Origin of the sequence: Aminobacter sp. Piv2-1 (assembly GCF_037625995.1) — a bacterium.
In the GTDB taxonomy this organism is placed as follows: Bacteria; Pseudomonadota; Alphaproteobacteria; order Rhizobiales; family Rhizobiaceae; genus Aminobacter.
This window is the reverse complement of the sequence record NZ_JARKMU010000002.1, coordinates 464,240-482,791: the sequence shown is the minus strand read 5'-3', so window position 1 is coordinate 482,791 and position 18,552 is coordinate 464,240. Positions and strand designations below refer to the sequence as shown.

Sequence of the window (18,552 nt, the reverse complement as noted above, 5' to 3'; positions counted from 1 at the left end):
GCCGGGTCACTCCCACTCGATCGTGCCTGGCGGCTTCGAAGTGACGTCGTAGACGACGCGGTTGATGCCGCGCACCTCGTTGATGATGCGGGTGGCGGCCTGGCCGAGGAAGGCCATGTCGTAGTGGTAGAAGTCGGCGGTCATGCCGTCGACCGAGGTCACCGCACGCAGGGCGCAGACGAATTCGTAGGTGCGGCCGTCGCCCATGACGCCGACGGTCTGGACCGGCAGCAGCACGGCGAATGCCTGCCAGATGGCGTCATAGAGGCCGGCCTTGCGGATCTCGTCGAGATAGATCGCGTCGGCCTCGCGCAGGATTTCGAGCTTCTCGCGGGTGATGCCACCCGGGCAGCGGATAGCGAGGCCCGGTCCGGGGAACGGATGGCGGCCGATGAACGAGTCGGGCAGGCCAAGCTCACGACCGAGCACGCGGACCTCGTCCTTGAACAGCTCGCGCAGCGGCTCGACCAACTGCATGTTCATGCGCTCGGGAAGACCGCCGACATTGTGGTGCGACTTGATGGTGACCGAGGGGCCGCCGGTGAAGGAAACGCTCTCGATAACATCTGGATAGAGCGTGCCCTGGGCGAGGAAATCGGCGCCGCCGAGCTTCCTGGCCTCTTCCTCGAAGACCTCGATGAACAGGCGGCCGATGGTCTTGCGTTTGACCTCGGGATCGGACTCGCCTTCGAGCGCGCCGATGAAGCGATCGGAGGCGTCGACGAGGATGAGCGGCAGGTTGTAGTGCTCGCGGAACATGGCGACCACGTCCGCCGCCTCGTTCTTGCGCATCAGGCCGTGGTCGACGAGGATGCAGGTGAGCTGGTCGCCGACGGCTTCGTGAATCAGCAGGGCCGCGACTGAGGAGTCGACGCCGCCGGACAGGGCGCAGATGACCTTCTTGTCGCCGACCTGCTGGCGGATCGCCTCGACCGCATGCTCGCGATAGGCGCGCATGGTCCAGTCGCTCTCGATGCCGGCGATCTTATGGACGAAGTTGCGCAGGAGCTTGGCGCCGTCGGGCGTGTGCACGACCTCGGGGTGGAACTGGACGGCGTAGAAGTTGCGCTTTTCGTCGGCGATGGCTGCGAACGGCGCGCCGGTGGAGGTGCCGATGACGCGGAAGCCGGCGGGAATCTCGGTGACGCGGTCGCCGTGGCTCATCCACACCTGGTGGCGGGTGCCCTTGGCCCAGACGCCTTCGAACAGCGGGCTGTCGTCCTGGACCTCGAGATAGGCACGGCCGAACTCGCGATGGTGGCCGGCCTCGACCTTGCCGCCGAGCTGGGCGCACATGGTCTGCTCACCATAGCAGATGCCGAGCACCGGGATGCCGGCGGAAAAGACGGCGTCAGGCGCGCGGGGGCTGCCGATGTCGACGGTGGAGTGAGGGCTGCCCGAGAGGATCACCGCCTTGGGGTTGATCCGCCTGAAGGCCTCTGCGGCCGACTGGAAGGGCACGATCTCGGAGTAGACCCCGGCCTCGCGGACGCGACGCGCGATGAGCTGCGTCACCTGGCTGCCGAAGTCGATGATGAGGACGGTTTCGGGGTGCTCGGAGTTCTTCATGGCGGGCGTTTAAAGAAAGAATCCGTTCTGTGCAATGGGCTCGATTGCATGGGTGACAAGTGCGGAACGCAATGGCCGTTCCGGCCGGACCGGGCTGTCACCCGGACCGGGCTTCGGCGAGGCCGCGCAGCGCCGCCATCAAGTCTTCGAAAGGCCCCTCGCCCAGCCGGTCGCGATAGCGATTCTCGATCTCCAGCTTGATGCGGTCGCCGTCGTCGAGTGCGGCCACTCCCTTCGGCGTGTAGAGGAGGAGCTTGCCGCGCCTGTCGTCCGGATCGGCGGTGCGTACGATGACGCCTTCGGCTTCCATACCGTCTAGCAGCTGCTGGATCGCCTGCTTGGAGATGCCGGCACGATCGATCAGGGCGGACTGCTTCAGGCCGCCACGGGGAATGTGGCCCAGGAGGCCGGCGCGGCTTTCGCTGAACCAGCCGTGGCCAGCGGCGCGCATCGCATCCGCGAACTCGGCCTGCCAGGCGCGGCTCGCCTGCCAGAGCTGCCAACCGATATGATCAGGATAGGATTTTGCCATTTCGTCAAGCCTCTTGACTATCATGCCGCTCGCCGTTAACGTCAAGCCACTTGACCAAATCGATAGCGGAAGGACAGAATGATGGCAATTCTCGACCGGAGTTCGCTGAGCATCCTTATTCCCGGCACGACCCACGTGCTCGAGCGCAACGGCAAGGAAGCCTATGTCTATTTCGAGACAGGCGACGTCGCCCACATGCTGCTCGACGACGGCGAGGCGAGGACGGGCGTGTGGGAGCTTGCGGATGGCGGCTATGTCGTGGACTGGGACAATGGCGCCACCGGCCGCTGGGCGCTCGACCACGAAGCCGGCGCGGTCACCTATGTCAACCAGGACCGCGACGTCCGGGTGAAGCTGCTCGGCGTGCTGTTCGGCAACGCCAAGGGTTTGCCCCGCGCGGCCGGCTGACTTGCTAGAACGTCAGCTCGCCCCTGGCGATCGCCTGGGCGAGCAGATGCACGGCATGCGCCAGCTTCTCGTCGACGACATGCAGATATTCGGTCCAGTCGTCGACATGGTGGATGTCGCTCGCGCCGTCGGAAATGCCGCGCAGGCCGATCAGCGGCACGCCGAAAAGCTGGCAGGCGCGCAGCACTGCGAAGGTCTCCATGTCGACCATGTCCTCGGCGACGGCGTCGTAGGCGGCGCCCGAGATGATCGCTCCACCGGTCGAGAGGCTCGCCTCCCTCACGCCGGGGATGCGGAGCGGAAGGAGCAAGGTGGCCGGCAGGCCGAGGAACGGCGTGACACCCCTCTCGAAGCCGAGCGCGGAAGCATCCATGTCGCGGTAGCTGACCGAGGTGACCTGGTAGACATCGGTCTGTTCGAGCTTGCGGCTGCCGGCGGAGCCGAGACAGACGACCAAGTCCGGCAAGGCATTCGCAGCCGCCAGGCGCGACAGCTCGGCGCCGACCGCGACTCCAGCCTCGACCGGCCCCACCCCGGTCATCAGCGGCGTGAACAGCCTGCTCAGATGTTCGCCATATTCGGCATCGACGGCCATGACGAACAGGACGTTTCGGCCCGAAAACTGCACGACCTCGGCCACGGCGCTCATCCTTCAATGCCGTCGCGGCCGACGACCACCATCATCGTGCCGGTCATGGTGGCGATCAGCTTGGCCTCACCGTCGGCGGCGAAGGCATAGGCCTGTCCGTCGGCAACGACGATGGTGCGGCCCGGCTTGGTGACCGAGCCGCGGAACAGGAAGCGCTCGCCGCGACCGGGTGCCAAAAGGTTGACCTTGAACTCGATCGACAGCACGCCGGAATTCTCGGGCATCAGCGAATAGGCGGCGTAGCCGCAGGCGGAATCGAGCGCCGCCGAGATGACGCCAGCGTGCAGGAAGCCGTGCTGCTGGGTGAGGCCGGCAGAGAAAGGCATCTCGATCTCCACCGTGCCAGGTGCGACCAGCGTCAGCTCGGCGCCGATGGTGCGCATGGCGCTCTGGCGCGCGAAGGAAGCCCTCACCCGCTCGTCATAGTTCGGTGCCGGAACGTTCTTGGATGCCATGTCTAACTCCTCCGCCACGCTTATCGCAAAGCGAGGAAAGACAGGCAATCGGAAATGCTGCGATGCAACACGGGCAGAACCGCGCTGCTCGTCCGATGGCGATCAGCTGGCCCGGCGCATGGCGGCGAAATAGAAACCGTCGGTGCCGCTCCGCTTCGGGGTGAGCGACAGGCCCTGGCGGCCGAAGCGGACGGCGCCCTCCTTGCCCGGGAAGCGGGCGACCCACAAGGCATGGTGATCGACGGCCGAGAACGCGCGATCGCGCGCGAGGAAGGCCTCGACCTGGTCGGCGTTCTCCTCGTCGAACACCGAGCAGGTGATGTAGACCATCAGGCCGCCAGGCTTCACGTAGGTGCTGGCAGCGTCGAGGATGGCCGACTGCTCGGCCTTGCGCACGTCGAGCTGGCGGTCGGTGAGGCGCCATTTGGCGTCGGGCCGGCGGCGCCAGGTGCCGCTGCCGGTGCAGGGCGCGTCGATCAGCACGATGTCCATATGGCCAGAAAGCTCGCCCAGTTCCGATTGCCGGGCGACGACCTGGACATTGCGGTTGTCGGAGCGGCGGAGGCGGTCGAACATCGGCGCGAGCCGCGACTTCTCCGAATCATGGGCGAAGATCTGGCCGCGATTGTCCATGGCGGCCGACAGCGCCAGCGTCTTGCCGCCGGCGCCGGCGCAATAGTCGAGCACCTGCATCCCGGGCGCTGCACCGGCGAGCTCGGCGGCGAGCTGCGAGCCCTCGTCCTGGATCTCGAACCAGCCCTTCTGGAAGGCCGGCTCGGCCTGGACGTTGGGGTGGCGGCCGCTGCCGTCGATGGGCGGAATGCGCACGCCATGCGGCGCAAGCGCGGTCGGCGCGGCCTGCGTTCCCTCGAGTTCGGCGATGACGCGGTCGCGGTCGGCCTTGAGCGTGTTGACGCGGATGTCGAGCGGCGGGCGGGCGGCAAGCGCCGCGCCCTCCTCCACCCAGTCGGCGCCGAAAGCGCGTTCGAGCAGCGGCGCGCACCAGTCGGGGCTGTCCGCGCGCACGGCATCGGGCGCGTCCGTCAGCTTGCGCTCGGCGATGGACTTGAGTTCGGCATCAGTCAGCGGCTCGGGCGCGAACTTGTCGCCGTCGAGCGTCTGGTTGAGGGCTGCGGCCGACTGGTTCCATTCGAGCAGCAGCGCCCCGAAACCGAGCGCGCGGGACGTGTCGTCGCCGACCAGCCAGCCGGCGGAGCGCTTGCGGCGCAGCGCGTCGTAGACGATGTTGCCGATCGCGGCGCGGTCGCCGGCGCCGGCAAAGCGGTGCGAAAGCCCCCAATCCTTGAGCGCATCGGCGGCCGGCCTGTGCCGCCGCTCGATATCGTCGAGCACTTCGATGGCCGCAGCCAGCCTTCCGCCAAGTCGCATGTCCGGTGATCCGTCTTCGGTTGACCCGTTTCAGGCCTAGCTAAACAGCGACGGCGAAATGCACAAGCGGCAGCGGGCCGGAAAACCGGGCATATTTTCGCCGGGGGAAAGGCAGCCGTCCCGGGCAAACGAGTGCCCGGAACTCGCGGGGGTCAACCGCCGACGGCCGCCGCTATTGCCGCAGTGAACGCGGCGAGCGCGGCCTCGTCGGCGGCACTGCGCTTCCTGCGCGACTGCACCAGGCAGGCCTGCGAGCGCAGGATGATGCCGTCCGACAGGATCTTCAGGTGGTTGGCGCGGAGCGTCGAGCCGGTCGAGGTGATATCGACGATGACGTCGGCCGAGCCCGCTGCGGGCGCGCCCTCGGTCGCCCCCAGGCTCTCGACGATGCGATAGACCTGGATGCCGTGTTTCTGGGAGAAGAACTGCTGCGTCAGCCGCCAGTATTTGGTGGCGATGCGCAGCCGACGGCCATGGCGCTGGCGGAAATCGGCGGCAACGTCGTCGAGGTCGGCCATGGTGTCGACATCGAGCCAGATTTCAGGCACGGCGACGATGACGTCGGCATGGCCGAAGCCCAGCCTGGCCGCGATCTCGGCCTTGCTTTCCCAGTCGGCGAGATTTTCGCGGACGAGGTCCTCGCCGGTGATGCCGAGGTCGACATTGCCCTGGCCGATCTCGCCGGCAATCTCCGAGGCGGAGAGGAAGGCGATCTCGATGTCCGGCCGGCCGTCGACGGTGGCGCGGTAGCGGCGGTCGTCCTCAGGCAGGTTGACCGTGAAGCCGGCCTTGGCCAGCACGTCCAGCGCCTGCTCCTTGAGCCGCCCCTTGGACGGCAGCGCGAGCGAGATTGCCATCAGCGTGCCTCCCTGAGCGCTTCGATGCGGTCGAGCCAGACGGAGAAGCCGACGCCGGGGATGGGCTTGCCGGCGCCGAGCAGCGTCAGCAGCCGGTCGTAGCGGCCGCCGCCGGCCAGCGGCCGTTCGCCATCGGAACCCGAAATCTCGAAGACGAGGCCGGTGTAATAGTCGAGCGGCCGGCCGAAGGCCGCATCGTAGCGGACCGTGCCGGCGGCAAGACCGTGGCCGGCGATCGCCTCGGCGCGCGCGGAGAAATTCTCGAGCGCGGCCCCGAGCGTCAGCCCGGCAGCCGCGGCGAAGTCCTTGAGCGCCGCAGGGGCCGCGTCCAGCGCGACATGGATCGACAGGAAGCGCTTGAGGGCCTCGAAGGCATCGTTCGACAGGCGCACGCTGCGCAGTTCGGCCCGCTCGATCAGGCGGCGGGCGATGTCGGTGGGGGTGCGGCCGGCGGACGGCGACAGCCCCGCCTGCTCCATGCCTTCGGCGATGTGCGCCGCCAGCGCATCGAGGTCGCCGTCGGCGACGAGCGAGGCAACGGGTTCGGCAAGCGCCGAGCTGCGCGTCGGCGCCGCCAGATCGTCGAGGGCAGCTGCAAGCTGTTCGGCCGAGCCGAAGGCGCGGGCGAGCCGCATGCGCCAGCCGCGCGGCAGGCCGAGTGCGGCCAGCACCGCCTCGAAGATCGCCTGGTCGCCGAGGGTGACTGCAAGGTCTCGACCTGGCAGGCAAAGCGTGAGAAGCGCGTGCGCGTCGGCCACCGAGCGCGCATCGGCCGCGGCGATGTTCTTGTCGCCGAGGTCCTCGACGCCGGCCTGGAAGAACTCGTTGCCGCCCTCGCGGCGCTGGCGGAAGACCTCGCCGAGATAGGAATAGCGGCGCGGCGTGCCGGAGCGTTTGCGGATGTGGTCGAGGCAGACCGGGATGGTGAATTCCGGCCTGAGGCAGAGCGTCGTACCCGTCTCGCTCTCGGTCAGGAAGATGCGGCGGCGCAGGTCCTCGCCGGCCATGTCGAGGAACGGATCGGCCGGCTGCAGCACCGGCACGTCGACCGCATCGGCCCCGCGCGCGGCGAAGAGCTTGAGGATGTCGGCAGCGATCGCCGGGTAGCGCGCGTTCATGCGGACACCAATGTCATTGGGGCAGAGGTTGGCGCTCGATGTTGCCCCCCTCTGGCCTGCCGGCCATCTCCCCCACAAGGGGGGAGATCAGCCTTCAGTTCGCTTGCAGCCGATCGCCAACGCCCCAGATGCGGCGCATAGGCCGGAACTGCCGATCTCCCCCCTTGTGGGGGAGATGGCCGGCAGGCCAGAGGGGGGCGCGACAAAGCGCTGAACTCACTAGCCACGGCTGCGCTCTTCCGCCTGAGCGGCGAGGATCTTCTTCACCTCGGCGACGAGGTCGGCTTCCGGCACGGTGATCTGGGCCGGGCGGGCTGCACGCCACTCGGCGTTGTCCGTGATCTCGGCCGAAAGGCGGGCGCCTTCGATCAGGTCCTTGATCTGGACCTCGCCCTTGGCGCGCTCGTCGCCGCCCTGGATGATGACGATGCCCGAGCCGCGACGGTCGGCATATTTGATCTGCGCCTTCATGCCGGCGCCGCCGAGATACATTTCGGCGCGGACACCGGCGCGGCGGAGGTCGGAGACCATCTTCTGGTAGCGGCCGAGACTTTCGGTGTCCTTGTCCATGACCAGCACGACGACAGGTGCCACGACATCCGAGGTGTCGAGCTTGCCGAGATTCTTCAGCGCCGTCATCAGGCGCGACACGCCGATGGAGAAACCGGTTGCCGGCACCGGCTCGCCGCGGAAGCGCGAGACGAGGCCGTCGTAACGGCCGCCGCCGCCGACCGAGCCGAAGCGCACGACCTGGCCCTCGTCATTGGGTATCTCGGCCAGCAGTTCGGCCTCGAAGACCGGCCCGGTGTAATATTCCAGGCCGCGCACGACCGACGGATCGATCCGGATGCGGCCGTCGTCATAGCCGGCGGCAGCCGCCAGCGAGCCGATCTGGGCAAGCTCGTCGACGCCTTCGGTGCCACGGGCATTGCCGGCGACAACGGCGCGGAGGTTCTCGACGGTGGTGGCGGCGTCATCGGCGCCGGCCTCGGTGAAGGCGATGACGGTGTCGATTGCAGCCTGGTCGAGTTCGGCGCCTCGGGTGAAGTCGCCCTCGCCTTCTTTGCCGCCGTCCCAGCGGCCCTTGCCGAGCAGCAGCCTGACGCCGTCCGCGCCGAACTTGTCGAGCTTGTCGATGGCGCGCAGCACGGTCAGCCGGCGCGAGGCGTTAGGATCGCCGCCGAGGCCGATGGCCTCGAGCACGCCGTCGAGCACCTTGCGGTTGTTGACGCGGATGACGTAATCGCCGCGCGCGATGCCGAGCGCTTCCATCACGTCGGCCATCATCATGGTCATCTCGGCGTCCGCCGCGACGCCGGGCGTGCCGACGGTGTCGGCGTCGAACTGCATGAACTGGCGGAAGCGGCCGGGACCCGGCTTCTCGTTGCGGAACACCCAGCCAGAGCGATAGCTGCGGTAGGGCTTGGGCAGCCTCTCGAAATTCTCGGCGACGAAGCGCGCCATCGGCGCGGTCAGGTCGTAGCGCAGCGACAGCCACTGCTCGTCGTCATCCTGGAAGGAGAAGACGCCCTCGTTGGGACGGTCCTGGTCGGGCAGAAATTTTCCGAGCGCATCGGTGTATTCGATCAGCGGCTGGTCGACCGGCTCGAAACCATAGAGTTCGTAGACCTCGCGGATCCTGGCTATCATCTTCTCGACGATCCGGATGTCGTCCGCGCTGCGGTCGACGAAGCCGCGCGGCAGTCGCGCTTTCATCTTTTCCGATTTGTCGGCCATGGTCGAATTCCGCGATTTTTCCAGAAGTTTTTGGCCGCAGGCGCGGCGCGCCGTGTCGTAACCGAATTGGGGAGGAGCGGCAAGGGTTTGGCGCGACCGGCTGGCCAATGCCGGAGCGACAGGCCGAAACAATCGCCCGCCCGCCCGACATCGTGCCGAAACAGCCGCGCCCGATAAGGCGCGAAATCGGAAGCCGAGGCCACGACGATGCCCAGGACCGCCACCCCAAAAGACGTTAGTGCCGCGCGGCTGCGCCCTGCCCGACCGGGTCGCGCAAGTCGCGGGAAGCCCGCGCCGCGCGTTGCCGACACGCTCGTCACCGCCCTGCTCGTGCTCTATCCTGCGCTGGGGACGGTCGGCGTCATCATCGCAGAACTTTTGTTCTCCAGCGGCGACGCTTAGCCAGGAAGGCACTGCCCATGTTACGCAAACTCCTGTCCCTTGCCGCGATCCCCTTCGCGGTCCTCTCAATCCCGCACTTCGCTGGCGCGGCCGCCGCCTGCGAGCCCGGCGACAAACGGCTTGCCGGCCATTACTACCTCAACGGCGTGATGGAAGTGGGGTCCGAGCTTTTGCTCAGGCCAGACGGCAGCTTCGAGTTCATGCTCGCCTACGGCGCCAACGATCAATACGGCAAGGGCTGCTGGGTGCGGCGCGGATCGACGGTCGAGGTGATCCCCGCGGGGCGCAGCGCTGCCTCGCGCAGGCACACGCCCGACGACCGCGGCTTCGGCGGGCTGGTGCTCACGGTCTCGGGGCGCTCGCTGGTCTGGAACATCGCCGGCAGTGGGTACAAGGGGCGGTATGAGCGCTAGGTTCCTTCTCCCCTTGCGGGAGAAGGTGGATTGGCGCGGAGCGCCAAGACGGATGAGGGGTGTTGGAAGAAGCGAGAGCGTGGAGAATGGGACCGGATCGTGCGAAATAGCCGATGTCGCACTCCGTCCAACACCCCTCATCCGCCCCTTCGGGGCACCTTCTCCCGCAAGGGGAGAAGGATAAGAGCGTTCACCCCGGCCGCTTGAACGCCCGGCGCTCGGCTTCGACCTTGTCCCGACACATGCAGCCCTCGATGTGGTCGTTGACCAGGCCCATGGCCTGCATGAAGGCGTAGACGGTGGTCGGGCCAACGAAGGTCCAGCCGCGCTTCTTCAATTCCTTGGAAATCCGCGTCGAGGTCGGCGTCGTCGGGTTGGCGACGAGCGTCGGGTAATCGACCACCTTCGGCCGCTCGTCGTCGCCAGGCTCGAAACGCCAGAACCAGGCGGCGAGCGACCCCGCCTCGTCGGCGAGCGCGCGGGCGCGCCTGGCATTGTTGATGGTCGAGACGATCTTGCCGCGGTGGCGCACGATGCCCGGATTGCCCAGCATCCGCTCGATGTCGGCCTCGCCATATTCGGCGACCCTGTCAAAGTCGAAGCCGGAGAACGCCTCGCGGAAGCTCTCGCGCTTGCGCAGGATGGTGAGCCACGACAGGCCCGACTGGAAGCCCTCGAGGCAGATCTTCTCGAACAGACGATGGTCGTCGGCGACCGGGCGGCCCCATTCGTGGTCATGATAGTGCAGGTAGTCCGGCAAGCTGCCCGGCCAGAAGCAGCGCGTCGCGCCGTCGGCGCCCTGCATCAGCCCCGTTTTTCTCTCGTCCATCGTCAACCCGCTCGCAATTGCCCGAAGGCTTTGATTTGCCCGCGCTTTACCAGATTCCTGAACGGCCTGGTAACCACACCGAATGGTTTGCTGACAAAGCCGCATTTTAGGCAACCCGATTCACGTTTCGGTGGGATCGGACAGCCAAGGTCGGCTGCGAAAGGTTCGCTACTCGCGACCAAAATGCTGAAGAGTGCCGCCATGAAGACCCCTTTGATGCTCGCCGCCTGCGCCGCGCTGCTGGCCTCGCCGGCGCTGGCCTACGACCGCTATGCGGAGCGGCCGCCCGTCATGGTCAGCCCCGACCTTTCGGCGCCGTGGGTGCTGCAGCTCGGCCGCGATCCGGCGGAAGTTGCACCCAGGCGGCAGGCACGCGAGCCGAAGCTTCGCCAGGTGCCGCCGAAGGCGCAGCAACGCGCGATGCAGCGCCGGCAAGCGAACCCGGCCCAGCCGCAGCTGGCCGCGCTGCGGGCACCGGAAAAGCGCACGGTCCAGCCGCAGATGAACCCCATCTACCTGCCGCAGCAGGTCGCCTATGACGGCGGGGAGAAGCCGGGCACGATCATCATCGATACCATCGAGAACTTCCTCTACCTCGTCGAAGAAGGCGGCCAGGCGCGGCGCTACGGCGTCGGCACCGGCAAGCCGGGCTTCGAATGGTCGGGCACCCACAAGGTGACCGCCAAGCGCGAATGGCCCGACTGGCGCCCGCCGGCCGAGATGATTGCGCGCGAACGCGCCAAGGGACGCGTGCTGCCGGCGAAAATGGAGGGCGGCCCCGACAATCCGCTGGGCGCACGCGCGCTCTATCTCGGCTCGACGCTGTACCGCATCCACGGTACCAACCAGCCCTGGACCATCGGCGGAGCCGTCTCGTCGGGCTGCATCCGCATGCGCAACGAGGACGTGATCGAGCTTTACGAGCGCGTTCCGGTCGGCACCAAGGTAATCGTCAGATAGTTCGGTTACGGGGGCGGAGCCCGGCCGCAGAAGCCGGCCTCCGGGAAAAAGGGCAGCGCCAGGCGCTGCCCTTTTCCACATTCGAAGGGTGCCCTAGCGTCAACTTCAGGAAAATTTGTTCAATACGGGTGAAATTTTGACATCGGCCGCCCTTCCCTTTGGCGGCGCGGCGAAGTATCGGAGAAACGACTTGGAGCGCCGCGGTTGAACGGACGCGCCGTGCCCCAGCTGCTCATTCTGCGCGCCTTCCGTAGATAGACTTTCGGCCGGCGCGCTGGCCGTTGACCGCCGGAGAGAAAAAGATGCCGCCGCTCGATGACACCCGCTATCTCAAGGGCGGCCCAGTTGCCGCCCGCATCATTGCCGAGGTTCGCGCCGCTGCCCAGCAGGCGACCGCGGAAGGCTTCCGCCCAAAGCTCGTCTCCATCACCGTCGGCGACGTCGAGGCGGTGGATGTCTATGTGCGCAACCAGCGCACCAAGGCCGAGCTCGCTGGCATCGACTTCGAGGAACGCCGCTTTCCGGCCGAGCTGACCGCAGGCGAACTGGAAGCCGCGATCCACGGCATGAATGCCGATCCGCGCATCACCGGCATCATCATCCAGCGGCCGGTTCCGCAGCATATTCCCATCAAGGCGATCCAAGCCGCCGTGCATCCGCTGAAGGACGTCGAGGGCATGCACCCCGCCTCGATCGGCAACATCGTCTACAACCAGCTCGATCTCGCGCCCTGCACGGCCGCAGCCTCGGTGGAACTGCTCAAGGCCACTGGCCTCGACCTCAGGGGCCTGGAGGTCGTGGTGGTGGGGCATTCGGAGATCGTCGGCAAGCCGATCGCCTTCCTGCTCATGAGCGAGGGCGCGACGGTGACGGTATGCCATCACATGACGCGCTCGGTGGCAGCGCATGCACGCCGCGCCGACGCCCTGTTCGTCGCCGTCGGCAAGCCGCGGCTGATCAAGGCCGACATGGTGAAGCCCGGCGCGGCGGTGATCGACATCGGCATCAATGCCGAGACGCTGCCGGACGGCTCGACCCGCATCGTCGGCGACGTCGACACCTATTCGGTCAAGGAAGTGGCGTCGTGGATCACGCCGGTGCCCGGTGGCGTCGGCCCGGTCACCGTGGCGATCCTGCTGCGCAACACCATGGTGGCGCTCAACCGCCAGCGCGCGCTCTACAAATCGAGCTTCGCAACCGGCGACGCCAAGCTGGCGGCAGCGGAATAGAGCCGACGCCTACAGCCTGTAGGCGTCGCTGCTGATCTCGGACACCGCGGCCGGCGCCATGCCGGTCGGCAACCCGCTGGTGACGACGATCGGCGTGCCGTCAGACACGCGCTCGAACAGGTCGATGACGTCCTGGTTGATCAGCCGCACGCAGCCGGACGAGACGGACTTGCCGATCGATGCCCATTCGGGCGAACCGTGCAGCCGGTAGAGCGTGTCCTTGCCGTCCTGGAAGATATAGAGCGCACGTGCGCCCAGCGGGTTGCGGATACCCGGCTGCATGCCGCCCTCCCACTCGTTCTTGCCCGGCACCTGCTTGGCGCGGTACGGCTCGAGTTCCGGCTGGCGGTCGATCATCTCGTTCGGCGGGAACCAGCGCGGCCAGGGCTGCTTCCACTCTATGACGCCGCGCCCGGCCCAATCGAAGCCGGCACGGCCGAGGCCGACGCCGTAGCGGATCGCCTCACCGTCGCCGAGCACCAGATAGAGGAAATGCGTCGACGTATCGACGACGACCGTGCCCGGCTTCTCGCCGGTCGGGTCGGCCACGATCTGGCGATAGTAGCGCCGGTCGATCTTCTTGAACGGCACGCCCGGAATGTCGTAGCCGTTGTCGTTGACGGGAGCATACATCATGGTCGGATCGCCAAAGGCCGGGTCCACGCTCAGCGGCGGCGCCACCGGAGGCTCCGGAAAGGCAGGAGCTACATAGGCGGCCCGTTGGCTGCTTGTAGTCGAACAGGCAGACAGCGCGGCGGAGGCGGCTCCGGTCGCGGCCAGGGCAAGCAACCTGCGGCGGGTAAAAGTCGTCATCAAGCTTTCCAATAGTGCTTTCTGCGAACCTGGGAACGCGCCAATTTCGCATGTTCCATGCCCGGGTTTCAATCTGCGGTGTCGAAGACTGCCGACCGGCGGCGAAACCGATTGCGAGGACCTCCGCTATCAGAGCATCCCGAAATAGCAAGGTATCCGCGCGTAGCTCTCGGTTAGTTGATCAGCCGATGCCGGCCGGCTTGTCGCCACCATAGGCCCAGTCGAGCAGCTTGACGGTATGGACGACGGGAAGCTTTGCCGCCGAAGCGATCTGGGTGATGCAGCCGATGTTGCCGGTAGCGACCAGCGAGGCGCCGGTGGCCTCGATGTTCTTGACCTTGCGGTCGCGCAGGCGGGCCGAAATCTCCGGCTGCAGGATGTTGTAGGTGCCGGCCGAGCCGCAGCACAGGTGCCCCTCGCGCGGCTCCATGACGACAAAGCCGGCGCGGGCGAGCAGGTCCCTGGGCTGGCGCGTGATCTTCTGGCCGTGCTGCATCGAGCAGGCGGAATGGTAGGCGACCGTCAGGCCCGGCTTACGGGCCGGTTCGGGCAGGTCGAGCGTGGCCAGATATTCGGTGATGTCCTTGGCCAGCACCGAAACCCGCGCCGCCTTTTCGGCATAGGCCGGGTCGAGCCGCAGCATGAAGCCGTAGTCCTTGATGGTGGTGCCGCAGCCCGAGGCGGTGATGACGATGGCGTCGAGGCCGCCGCGCTCGATCTCGCGCGTCCAGGCGTCGACGTTCTTCCTGGCCGAGGCAAGTGCGGCCTCCTCGCGGCCCATGTGGTGGACGAGCGCGCCGCAGCAACCTTCCCCTTGCGGCACCACGACCTCGATGCCGAGCCGGTTGAGCAGCGACACCGCCGCCTCGTTGATACCGGGCTCGAGCACCGGCTGGGCGCAGCCGGTGAGGATGGCGGCGCGGCCGCGCCTTGCCGCCCTGGGCGCGTGCACGCCCGGCCTTTCCAGTGCCGAGGTGGCCGGCACCGACGCTGGCGCAAGCCGCAGCATGGCGGCGACCGGCTTCAATGCCGCAACCTTGTCGAAGGCGCCGGCAAAGGGCCGGCCAAGCTTTGCCAGCTTGAGGGCCGCTCGGAAGCGGCCGCGATGCGGCAGGACAAATGCCAGCAGCGACCGCGTCAGCCGGTTGGCGAACGGGCGCCTGTAGGTCTTCTCGATATGGGCGCGGGCGTGGTCGACCAGATGCATGTAGTTCACGCCCGAGGGGCATGTGGTCATGCAGGCGAGGCAGGACAGGCAGCGGTCGATGTGGGTGACGATCTCCTTGTCGGCCGGGCGGCCGTTCTCCAGCATGTCCTTGATCAGGTAGATGCGGCCGCGCGGCGAATCCAGCTCGTTGCCGAGCGTCACATAGGTCGGGCAAGTCGCCGTGCAGAAGCCGCAATGCACGCATTTGCGCAGGATCTTCTCCGATTCCGCGACATGCGGATCGGCGAGCTGGGCTGTGGTGAAATTGGTCTGCACGGCGTTATGGCACTCTTGTCAGCGGCTAGATCAGCCAGCTCTCGGGGTTCTTGATGGCCTCGCCGCGACCGACGGCCTGCAGGCCCATGATGCAGCGGACGATGAACCAGACTGCGACCGCGAACATCAGGATGAAGCCGATGAAGACGAAGATCAGCATGAACGAGACCAGCGCATAGAGCAGGCCGATCCAGAAGGTGCGGATGAGCCAGGTGTAGTGGGTCTCGACGAAGCCGCCGGCCTTGCCGCGGTTCATGTAGGCCAGGATGATGCCGACGATGCCGCTGACCCCGATGACCAGGCCAGCGAGATAGAGCACGTAGATGACCTGGACATTGGTCGGGCCCGGATCGAGCCAGCGGTCGGTCTGGCGCGGGGTGAAGTTCGGCTGCGTGTCGCTCATGATGTCGCTCCCTCTGAAACACGCGCCAAGGTAGCAGAGTCGGACGAATGCACCATCCGGCCGGGATTGAGGATGGCCTTCGGGTCGAACTCGGCCTTGAGGCGGGCCGAAAGTGCAGCCAGCGCCGCCGGCTGCGGCTCGAACACTGGCACTGCGGCGCGCCAGGCCGGCGCGGCACGGACCAGGGTGGCGTGGCCACCGCCATATTGCCTGATCAGGCCACGCAGCAGGTCTGCCTCCGGCTCGTCCTCCATGCGCAGCCAGACGAGACCGCCTTGCCAGTCGTAGAAAGCATCCACCGCCGCCTGCATGCGCAAGGCCAGCACCATATGGTGCGCATTGGCCGGCGGCATCGAGACGCGCCAGACCGGCTGGTCGCTGCCGTCGGCGAAGGGCCTGACATCACGCACGTCGCGCCAAAGCGCGCGCGAAGCGTCTTCCGCCACCTCCTCGATCGGGCCGGCATTGCCGAGCAGTGTCCTGAGCTGGCCAAGGCGGTAGGCGACCGACGGCCCGAAACCCTCGACGCGCAGCAAGGTCGCCGGATCGCCGCCGAGCCTGCCGTCGAGCACGCGGGCCGCCATGCGCTCGGGCAGGTGCGCTGCGGACGACACTTCGGCGCTGGAGCCCATGGCGATCGACATGGCAGCGGTGGCGTTGTCGTCGAGCAGGCCGCGGATGGCGAGCGTGGTCTCGCTCTCGGCGGCGGGCAGCACCTTGAAGGTGAGGTCGGTGACGACGGCCAGCGTGCCCCACGAGCCGGCCATGGCCTTGGACAGGTCGTAGCCGGTGACATTCTTGACCACGCGCCCGCCCGACTTGAAGGCCTCGCCGCGCCCGGAAACGGCGTGGATGCCGAGGATGTGGTCACGTGCGGCACCCGCCTTGAGACGACGCGGACCAGCGAGATTGGCAGCCAGCACGCCGCCCATTGTGCCGCGCCCAGGCGTCTCGCCGAGCAGCGGGCCGTAGTCCATCGGTTCGAAGGCCAGCTGCTGGCCGTTGTCGGCGAGCAGCTTTTCGACCTCGGCGAGCGGCGTGCCGGCCCTGGCCGACAGCACCAGTTCGGCGGGCTCGTAGAGGGTCACGCCCGCGAGTTGCGACAGGTCGAGCGTGTGTTCGCATTGCAGCGGCCGGCCGAGCGCGCGCTTGGAGCCCTGGCCGAGGATTTCCAGCGGTGCGGCTTCCGCAGCGGCCCATTGGACGGCGGAAAGGACGTCGGCTGCGATGACGGGGGTGAAGGTGGTCATGGGGTAAGCCCGCCAGGAACGCCCGAAAGGCCGCGTTTCTTCCCACCCCCCTCTGGCCTGCCGGCCATCTCCCCCACAAGGGGGGAGATTGGCAGTTGCGGCCGCAGCGCCCATCTTTCGGCGCTGGCAATTGGCGAAGGCGGCGATGACAGCCGATCTCCCCCCTTGTGGGGGAGATGGCCGGCAGGCCAGAGGGAGGCGGGACGGAGCGCCAGAATCAAAATTTCACCCCCTCAAAACCTCGGAATGTCCGGAAACGCCACTTGGCCGCGGTGCACATGCATGCGGCCGAGCTCGGCGCAGCGACGCAGTTGCGGAAAGACTTTTCCGGGGTTGAGCAGATGGTTGGGGTCGAAGGCGCATTTGACCCGCATCTGCTGGTCGAGGTCGATGTCGTTGAACATCTCCGGCATCAGGTCGCGCTTCTCGACGCCGACGCCGTGCTCGCCGGTCAAAACGCCGCCGACCTGGACGCAGAGGCGCAGGATGTCGGCGCCGAACTCTTCGGCCTTTTCCAGTTCGCCCGGCTTGTTGGCATCGTAGAGGATCAGCGGGTGCAGATTGCCGTCGCCGGCGTGGAAGACATTGGCGACGCCGAGGCCGTAGTGCTCCGACAGCTCGCGCATGCCGGCGAGCACGCGCGGCAGCTCCTTGCGCGGAATGGTGCCGTCCATGCAGTAGTAGTCGGGCGAGATGCGGCCGACGGCCGGGAATGCCGCCTTGCGGCCGGCCCAGAAGGTCAGCCGCTCCTGCTCGGACTGCGAAATACGACAGGTAGTGGCGCCGTTGCGGTTGGCGATCGCCTCGACCAGGCCGATCAGGTGGTCGACCTCGACGGCGGGGCCATCCAGCTCGACAATCAGCAGCGCCTCGACATCGAGCGGATAGCCGGCCTGGACGAAGTCCTCGGCGGCGCGGATCGCCGGGCCGTCCATCATCTCCATGCCGCCGGGAATGATGCCGGCGCCGATGATGTCGGCGACGCACTGGCCACCCTCTTCGCTGGTCGGGAAGCCGATCAGCAGCGCCCGCGCCGTCTCGGGCTTCTGGAGGATGCGGACGGTGACCTCGGTGACAACGCCGAGCAACCCTTCCGAGCCGGTCATGATGCCGAGCAGGTCGTAGCCCTCGGCGTCGAGATGCTTGCCGCCGAGTCGTACCACCTCGCCGTTCATCAGCACCATCTCGATGCCGAGCACGTTGTTGGCGGTAAGCCCGTATTTCAGACAGTGCACGCCGCCGGAGTTTTCCGCGACGTTGCCGCCGATCGAGCAGGCGATCTGCGAGGACGGGTCGGGGGCGTAATAGAAGCCGTCCTGCTCCACGGCGGTGGTGATGCCGAGATTGGTGACGCCCGGCTGCGCGGTGACGGTGCGGTTGGGATAGTCGATCTCGAGGATGCGGTTGAAGCGGCTCATGACCAGAAGCACCGCGTCCTCGAGCGGCAGCGCGCCGCCCGAAAGCGAGGTGCCCGAGCCGCGCGGCACGACGCGAATGTTGCGCTCGTTGCAGTATTTCAGAAGCCGCGACACCTGGGCGACCGTCTCGGGCAGCACGACGACCATCGGCAGCTGGCGATAGGCGGTCAGGCCGTCGCTCTCGAAGGCGCGCATCTCGTTGACCGTGTCGACCACGCCCTCGCCCGGCACGATGATGCGCATGTCGGCGACGATCTCGGCGCGGCGGGCAAGCGTCGCCGCATCGGGCTTGGGCATCAATATGCCGGACATCGGTCACCTGCGGTCGAGAACTGGTAAAAAGCTTTTACCAGTTGAACCCGACGCATGCAAATTGGAAGAAAGTCGACGGCCGCAGCGGCGCGCCACGACCTTCCCACAGCGTCAATCTGCCGCTGGGAGGCGCCCTTCTCCCCTTGTGGGAGAAGGTGGATCGGCGCGCCGCGCCGAGACGGATGAGGGGTGTTGGACGGAGTGCAACGGTGAAGGGGAAGGGTCGAGCTAGGCTGGATCTGAAATGCCGCGCTCCAGACATCCGCCCCTTCGGGGGCACCTTCTCCCACAAGGGGAGAAGGGAGGTCGCGCCGACCCTCCGCTAT

The 18,552-nt window shown here is 67.1% G+C and carries 18 protein-coding genes; 4 read left to right on the top strand and 14 right to left on the bottom strand.

Features of this window, described 5'->3' with window-relative positions; genetic code table 11:
• Positions 1 to 6: 6 nt before the first annotated feature.
• Together guaA and AmiPiv_RS06180 are read right to left on the bottom strand one after the other, a co-directional pair.
• Complete coding sequence (guaA, locus tag AmiPiv_RS06185; protein WP_340036443.1) at positions 7 to 1,569, bottom strand: glutamine-hydrolyzing GMP synthase; 1,563 nt, start codon at positions 1,567 to 1,569, stop codon at positions 7 to 9.
• A 97-nt stretch (positions 1,570 to 1,666) separates the two neighbouring features.
• Positions 1,667 to 2,101 (bottom strand): MarR family winged helix-turn-helix transcriptional regulator, encoded by a 435-nt coding sequence (locus AmiPiv_RS06180; RefSeq protein ID WP_340036442.1) that lies wholly within the window; start codon positions 2,099 to 2,101, stop codon positions 1,667 to 1,669.
• Between the two features lie 78 nt (positions 2,102 to 2,179).
• Here AmiPiv_RS06180 and AmiPiv_RS06175 point away from each other — a divergent pair, with 78 nt between their 5' ends.
• Complete coding sequence (locus AmiPiv_RS06175; RefSeq protein WP_340036441.1) at positions 2,180 to 2,509, top strand: hypothetical protein; 330 nt, start codon at positions 2,180 to 2,182, stop codon at positions 2,507 to 2,509.
• Between the two features lie 4 nt (positions 2,510 to 2,513).
• On the opposite strand, the gene AmiPiv_RS06170 is transcribed toward AmiPiv_RS06175, so the two are convergent.
• The 6 genes from AmiPiv_RS06170 to hisS all read right to left on the bottom strand — a co-directional run bounded on the left by AmiPiv_RS06170 (position 2,514) and on the right by hisS (position 8,714).
• Positions 2,514 to 3,149 (bottom strand): 5'-methylthioadenosine/S-adenosylhomocysteine nucleosidase, encoded by a 636-nt coding sequence (locus AmiPiv_RS06170; protein ID WP_340036440.1) that lies wholly within the window; start codon positions 3,147 to 3,149, stop codon positions 2,514 to 2,516.
• Positions 3,150 to 3,154: 5 nt separating this feature from the next.
• Positions 3,155 to 3,613 carry a PaaI family thioesterase gene (locus AmiPiv_RS06165; RefSeq protein WP_340036439.1) on the bottom strand — a complete coding sequence of 153 codons (459 nt, stop codon included), beginning with the start codon at positions 3,611 to 3,613 and terminating at the stop codon, positions 3,155 to 3,157.
• A gap of 102 nt (positions 3,614 to 3,715) precedes the next feature.
• On the bottom strand, positions 3,716 to 5,002 hold the full coding sequence (locus AmiPiv_RS06160) for an RsmB/NOP family class I SAM-dependent RNA methyltransferase (protein WP_340036438.1): 1,287 nt from the start codon (positions 5,000 to 5,002) through the stop codon (positions 3,716 to 3,718).
• A 152-nt stretch (positions 5,003 to 5,154) separates the two neighbouring features.
• On the bottom strand, positions 5,155 to 5,859 hold the full coding sequence (gene hisG, locus AmiPiv_RS06155) for an ATP phosphoribosyltransferase (RefSeq protein ID WP_340036437.1): 705 nt from the start codon (positions 5,857 to 5,859) through the stop codon (positions 5,155 to 5,157).
• Positions 5,859 to 6,977 carry an ATP phosphoribosyltransferase regulatory subunit gene (locus AmiPiv_RS06150; RefSeq protein ID WP_340036436.1) on the bottom strand — a complete coding sequence of 373 codons (1,119 nt, stop codon included), beginning with the start codon at positions 6,975 to 6,977 and terminating at the stop codon, positions 5,859 to 5,861. The genes hisG and AmiPiv_RS06150 overlap by 1 nt, the downstream gene beginning before the upstream one ends.
• 219 nt (positions 6,978 to 7,196) lie before the next feature.
• Positions 7,197 to 8,714, bottom strand: a complete 1,518-nt coding sequence (gene hisS / locus AmiPiv_RS06145; protein WP_340036435.1) for a histidine--tRNA ligase — start codon at positions 8,712 to 8,714, stop codon at positions 7,197 to 7,199.
• A gap of 419 nt (positions 8,715 to 9,133) precedes the next feature.
• Here hisS and AmiPiv_RS06140 point away from each other — a divergent pair, with 419 nt between their 5' ends.
• Positions 9,134 to 9,529, top strand: a complete 396-nt coding sequence (locus AmiPiv_RS06140; RefSeq protein WP_340036434.1) for a hypothetical protein — start codon at positions 9,134 to 9,136, stop codon at positions 9,527 to 9,529.
• 190 nt (positions 9,530 to 9,719) lie between these two features.
• On the opposite strand, the gene AmiPiv_RS06135 is transcribed toward AmiPiv_RS06140, so the two are convergent.
• Positions 9,720 to 10,358, bottom strand: coding sequence for a DNA-3-methyladenine glycosylase I (locus AmiPiv_RS06135; protein WP_340036433.1), 639 nt, complete (start codon positions 10,356 to 10,358; stop codon positions 9,720 to 9,722).
• Between the two features lie 201 nt (positions 10,359 to 10,559).
• Between AmiPiv_RS06135 and AmiPiv_RS06130 the strand changes: the two genes are divergently transcribed.
• Both AmiPiv_RS06130 and AmiPiv_RS06125 read left to right on the top strand, forming a co-directional pair.
• Positions 10,560 to 11,318: a L,D-transpeptidase gene (locus tag AmiPiv_RS06130; RefSeq protein WP_340036432.1), complete on the top strand. Its 759-nt coding sequence runs from the start codon at positions 10,560 to 10,562 to the stop codon at positions 11,316 to 11,318.
• 302 nt (positions 11,319 to 11,620) lie between these two features.
• Positions 11,621 to 12,547, top strand: a complete 927-nt coding sequence (locus tag AmiPiv_RS06125; RefSeq protein WP_340036431.1) for a bifunctional 5,10-methylenetetrahydrofolate dehydrogenase/5,10-methenyltetrahydrofolate cyclohydrolase — start codon at positions 11,621 to 11,623, stop codon at positions 12,545 to 12,547.
• 9 nt (positions 12,548 to 12,556) lie between these two features.
• On the opposite strand, the gene AmiPiv_RS06120 is transcribed toward AmiPiv_RS06125, so the two are convergent.
• The 5 genes from AmiPiv_RS06120 to AmiPiv_RS06100 all read right to left on the bottom strand — a co-directional run bounded on the left by AmiPiv_RS06120 (position 12,557) and on the right by AmiPiv_RS06100 (position 18,226).
• A complete protein-coding gene (locus AmiPiv_RS06120; protein WP_445206903.1) occupies positions 12,557 to 13,183 on the bottom strand; it encodes a L,D-transpeptidase in 627 nt (208 codons plus the stop codon).
• A 358-nt stretch (positions 13,184 to 13,541) separates the two neighbouring features.
• Positions 13,542 to 14,843 carry a glycolate oxidase subunit GlcF gene (gene glcF / locus AmiPiv_RS06115; protein WP_340036429.1) on the bottom strand — a complete coding sequence of 434 codons (1,302 nt, stop codon included), beginning with the start codon at positions 14,841 to 14,843 and terminating at the stop codon, positions 13,542 to 13,544.
• A 25-nt stretch (positions 14,844 to 14,868) separates the two neighbouring features.
• Positions 14,869 to 15,246, bottom strand: coding sequence for a DUF4870 family protein (locus tag AmiPiv_RS06110; RefSeq protein ID WP_340036428.1), 378 nt, complete (start codon positions 15,244 to 15,246; stop codon positions 14,869 to 14,871).
• Complete coding sequence (glcE, locus tag AmiPiv_RS06105) at positions 15,243 to 16,496, bottom strand: glycolate oxidase subunit GlcE (RefSeq protein WP_340036427.1); 1,254 nt, start codon at positions 16,494 to 16,496, stop codon at positions 15,243 to 15,245. The genes AmiPiv_RS06110 and glcE overlap by 4 nt, the downstream gene beginning before the upstream one ends.
• 233 nt (positions 16,497 to 16,729) lie before the next feature.
• A complete protein-coding gene (locus AmiPiv_RS06100; protein WP_340036426.1) occupies positions 16,730 to 18,226 on the bottom strand; it encodes an FAD-linked oxidase C-terminal domain-containing protein in 1,497 nt (498 codons plus the stop codon).
• Positions 18,227 to 18,552 lie beyond the last annotated feature (326 nt).

Coding starts and splice junctions, on each gene's coding strand:
- AmiPiv_RS06110 (WP_340036428.1), bottom strand. CDS start 15,246: ATGAGCGACACGCAGCCGAACTTCACCCCGCGCCAGACCGACCGCTGG.
- AmiPiv_RS06180 (WP_340036442.1), bottom strand. CDS start 2,101: ATGGCAAAATCCTATCCTGATCATATCGGTTGGCAGCTCTGGCAGGCG.
- AmiPiv_RS06175 (WP_340036441.1), top strand. CDS start 2,180: ATGATGGCAATTCTCGACCGGAGTTCGCTGAGCATCCTTATTCCCGGC.
- AmiPiv_RS06165 (WP_340036439.1), bottom strand. CDS start 3,613: ATGGCATCCAAGAACGTTCCGGCACCGAACTATGACGAGCGGGTGAGG.
- AmiPiv_RS06140 (WP_340036434.1), top strand. CDS start 9,134: ATGTTACGCAAACTCCTGTCCCTTGCCGCGATCCCCTTCGCGGTCCTC.
- hisS (WP_340036435.1), bottom strand. CDS start 8,714: ATGGCCGACAAATCGGAAAAGATGAAAGCGCGACTGCCGCGCGGCTTC.
- AmiPiv_RS06125 (WP_340036431.1), top strand. CDS start 11,621: ATGCCGCCGCTCGATGACACCCGCTATCTCAAGGGCGGCCCAGTTGCC.
- hisG (WP_340036437.1), bottom strand. CDS start 5,859: ATGGCAATCTCGCTCGCGCTGCCGTCCAAGGGGCGGCTCAAGGAGCAG.
- AmiPiv_RS06135 (WP_340036433.1), bottom strand. CDS start 10,358: ATGGACGAGAGAAAAACGGGGCTGATGCAGGGCGCCGACGGCGCGACG.
- glcE (WP_340036427.1), bottom strand. CDS start 16,496: ATGACCACCTTCACCCCCGTCATCGCAGCCGACGTCCTTTCCGCCGTC.
- AmiPiv_RS06120 (WP_445206903.1), bottom strand. CDS start 13,183: ATGATGTATGCTCCCGTCAACGACAACGGCTACGACATTCCGGGCGTG.
- AmiPiv_RS06160 (WP_340036438.1), bottom strand. CDS start 5,002: ATGCGACTTGGCGGAAGGCTGGCTGCGGCCATCGAAGTGCTCGACGAT.
- AmiPiv_RS06130 (WP_340036432.1), top strand. CDS start 10,560: ATGAAGACCCCTTTGATGCTCGCCGCCTGCGCCGCGCTGCTGGCCTCG.
- guaA (WP_340036443.1), bottom strand. CDS start 1,569: ATGAAGAACTCCGAGCACCCCGAAACCGTCCTCATCATCGACTTCGGC.
- AmiPiv_RS06150 (WP_340036436.1), bottom strand. CDS start 6,977: ATGAACGCGCGCTACCCGGCGATCGCTGCCGACATCCTCAAGCTCTTC.
- AmiPiv_RS06100 (WP_340036426.1), bottom strand. CDS start 18,226: ATGTCCGGCATATTGATGCCCAAGCCCGATGCGGCGACGCTTGCCCGC.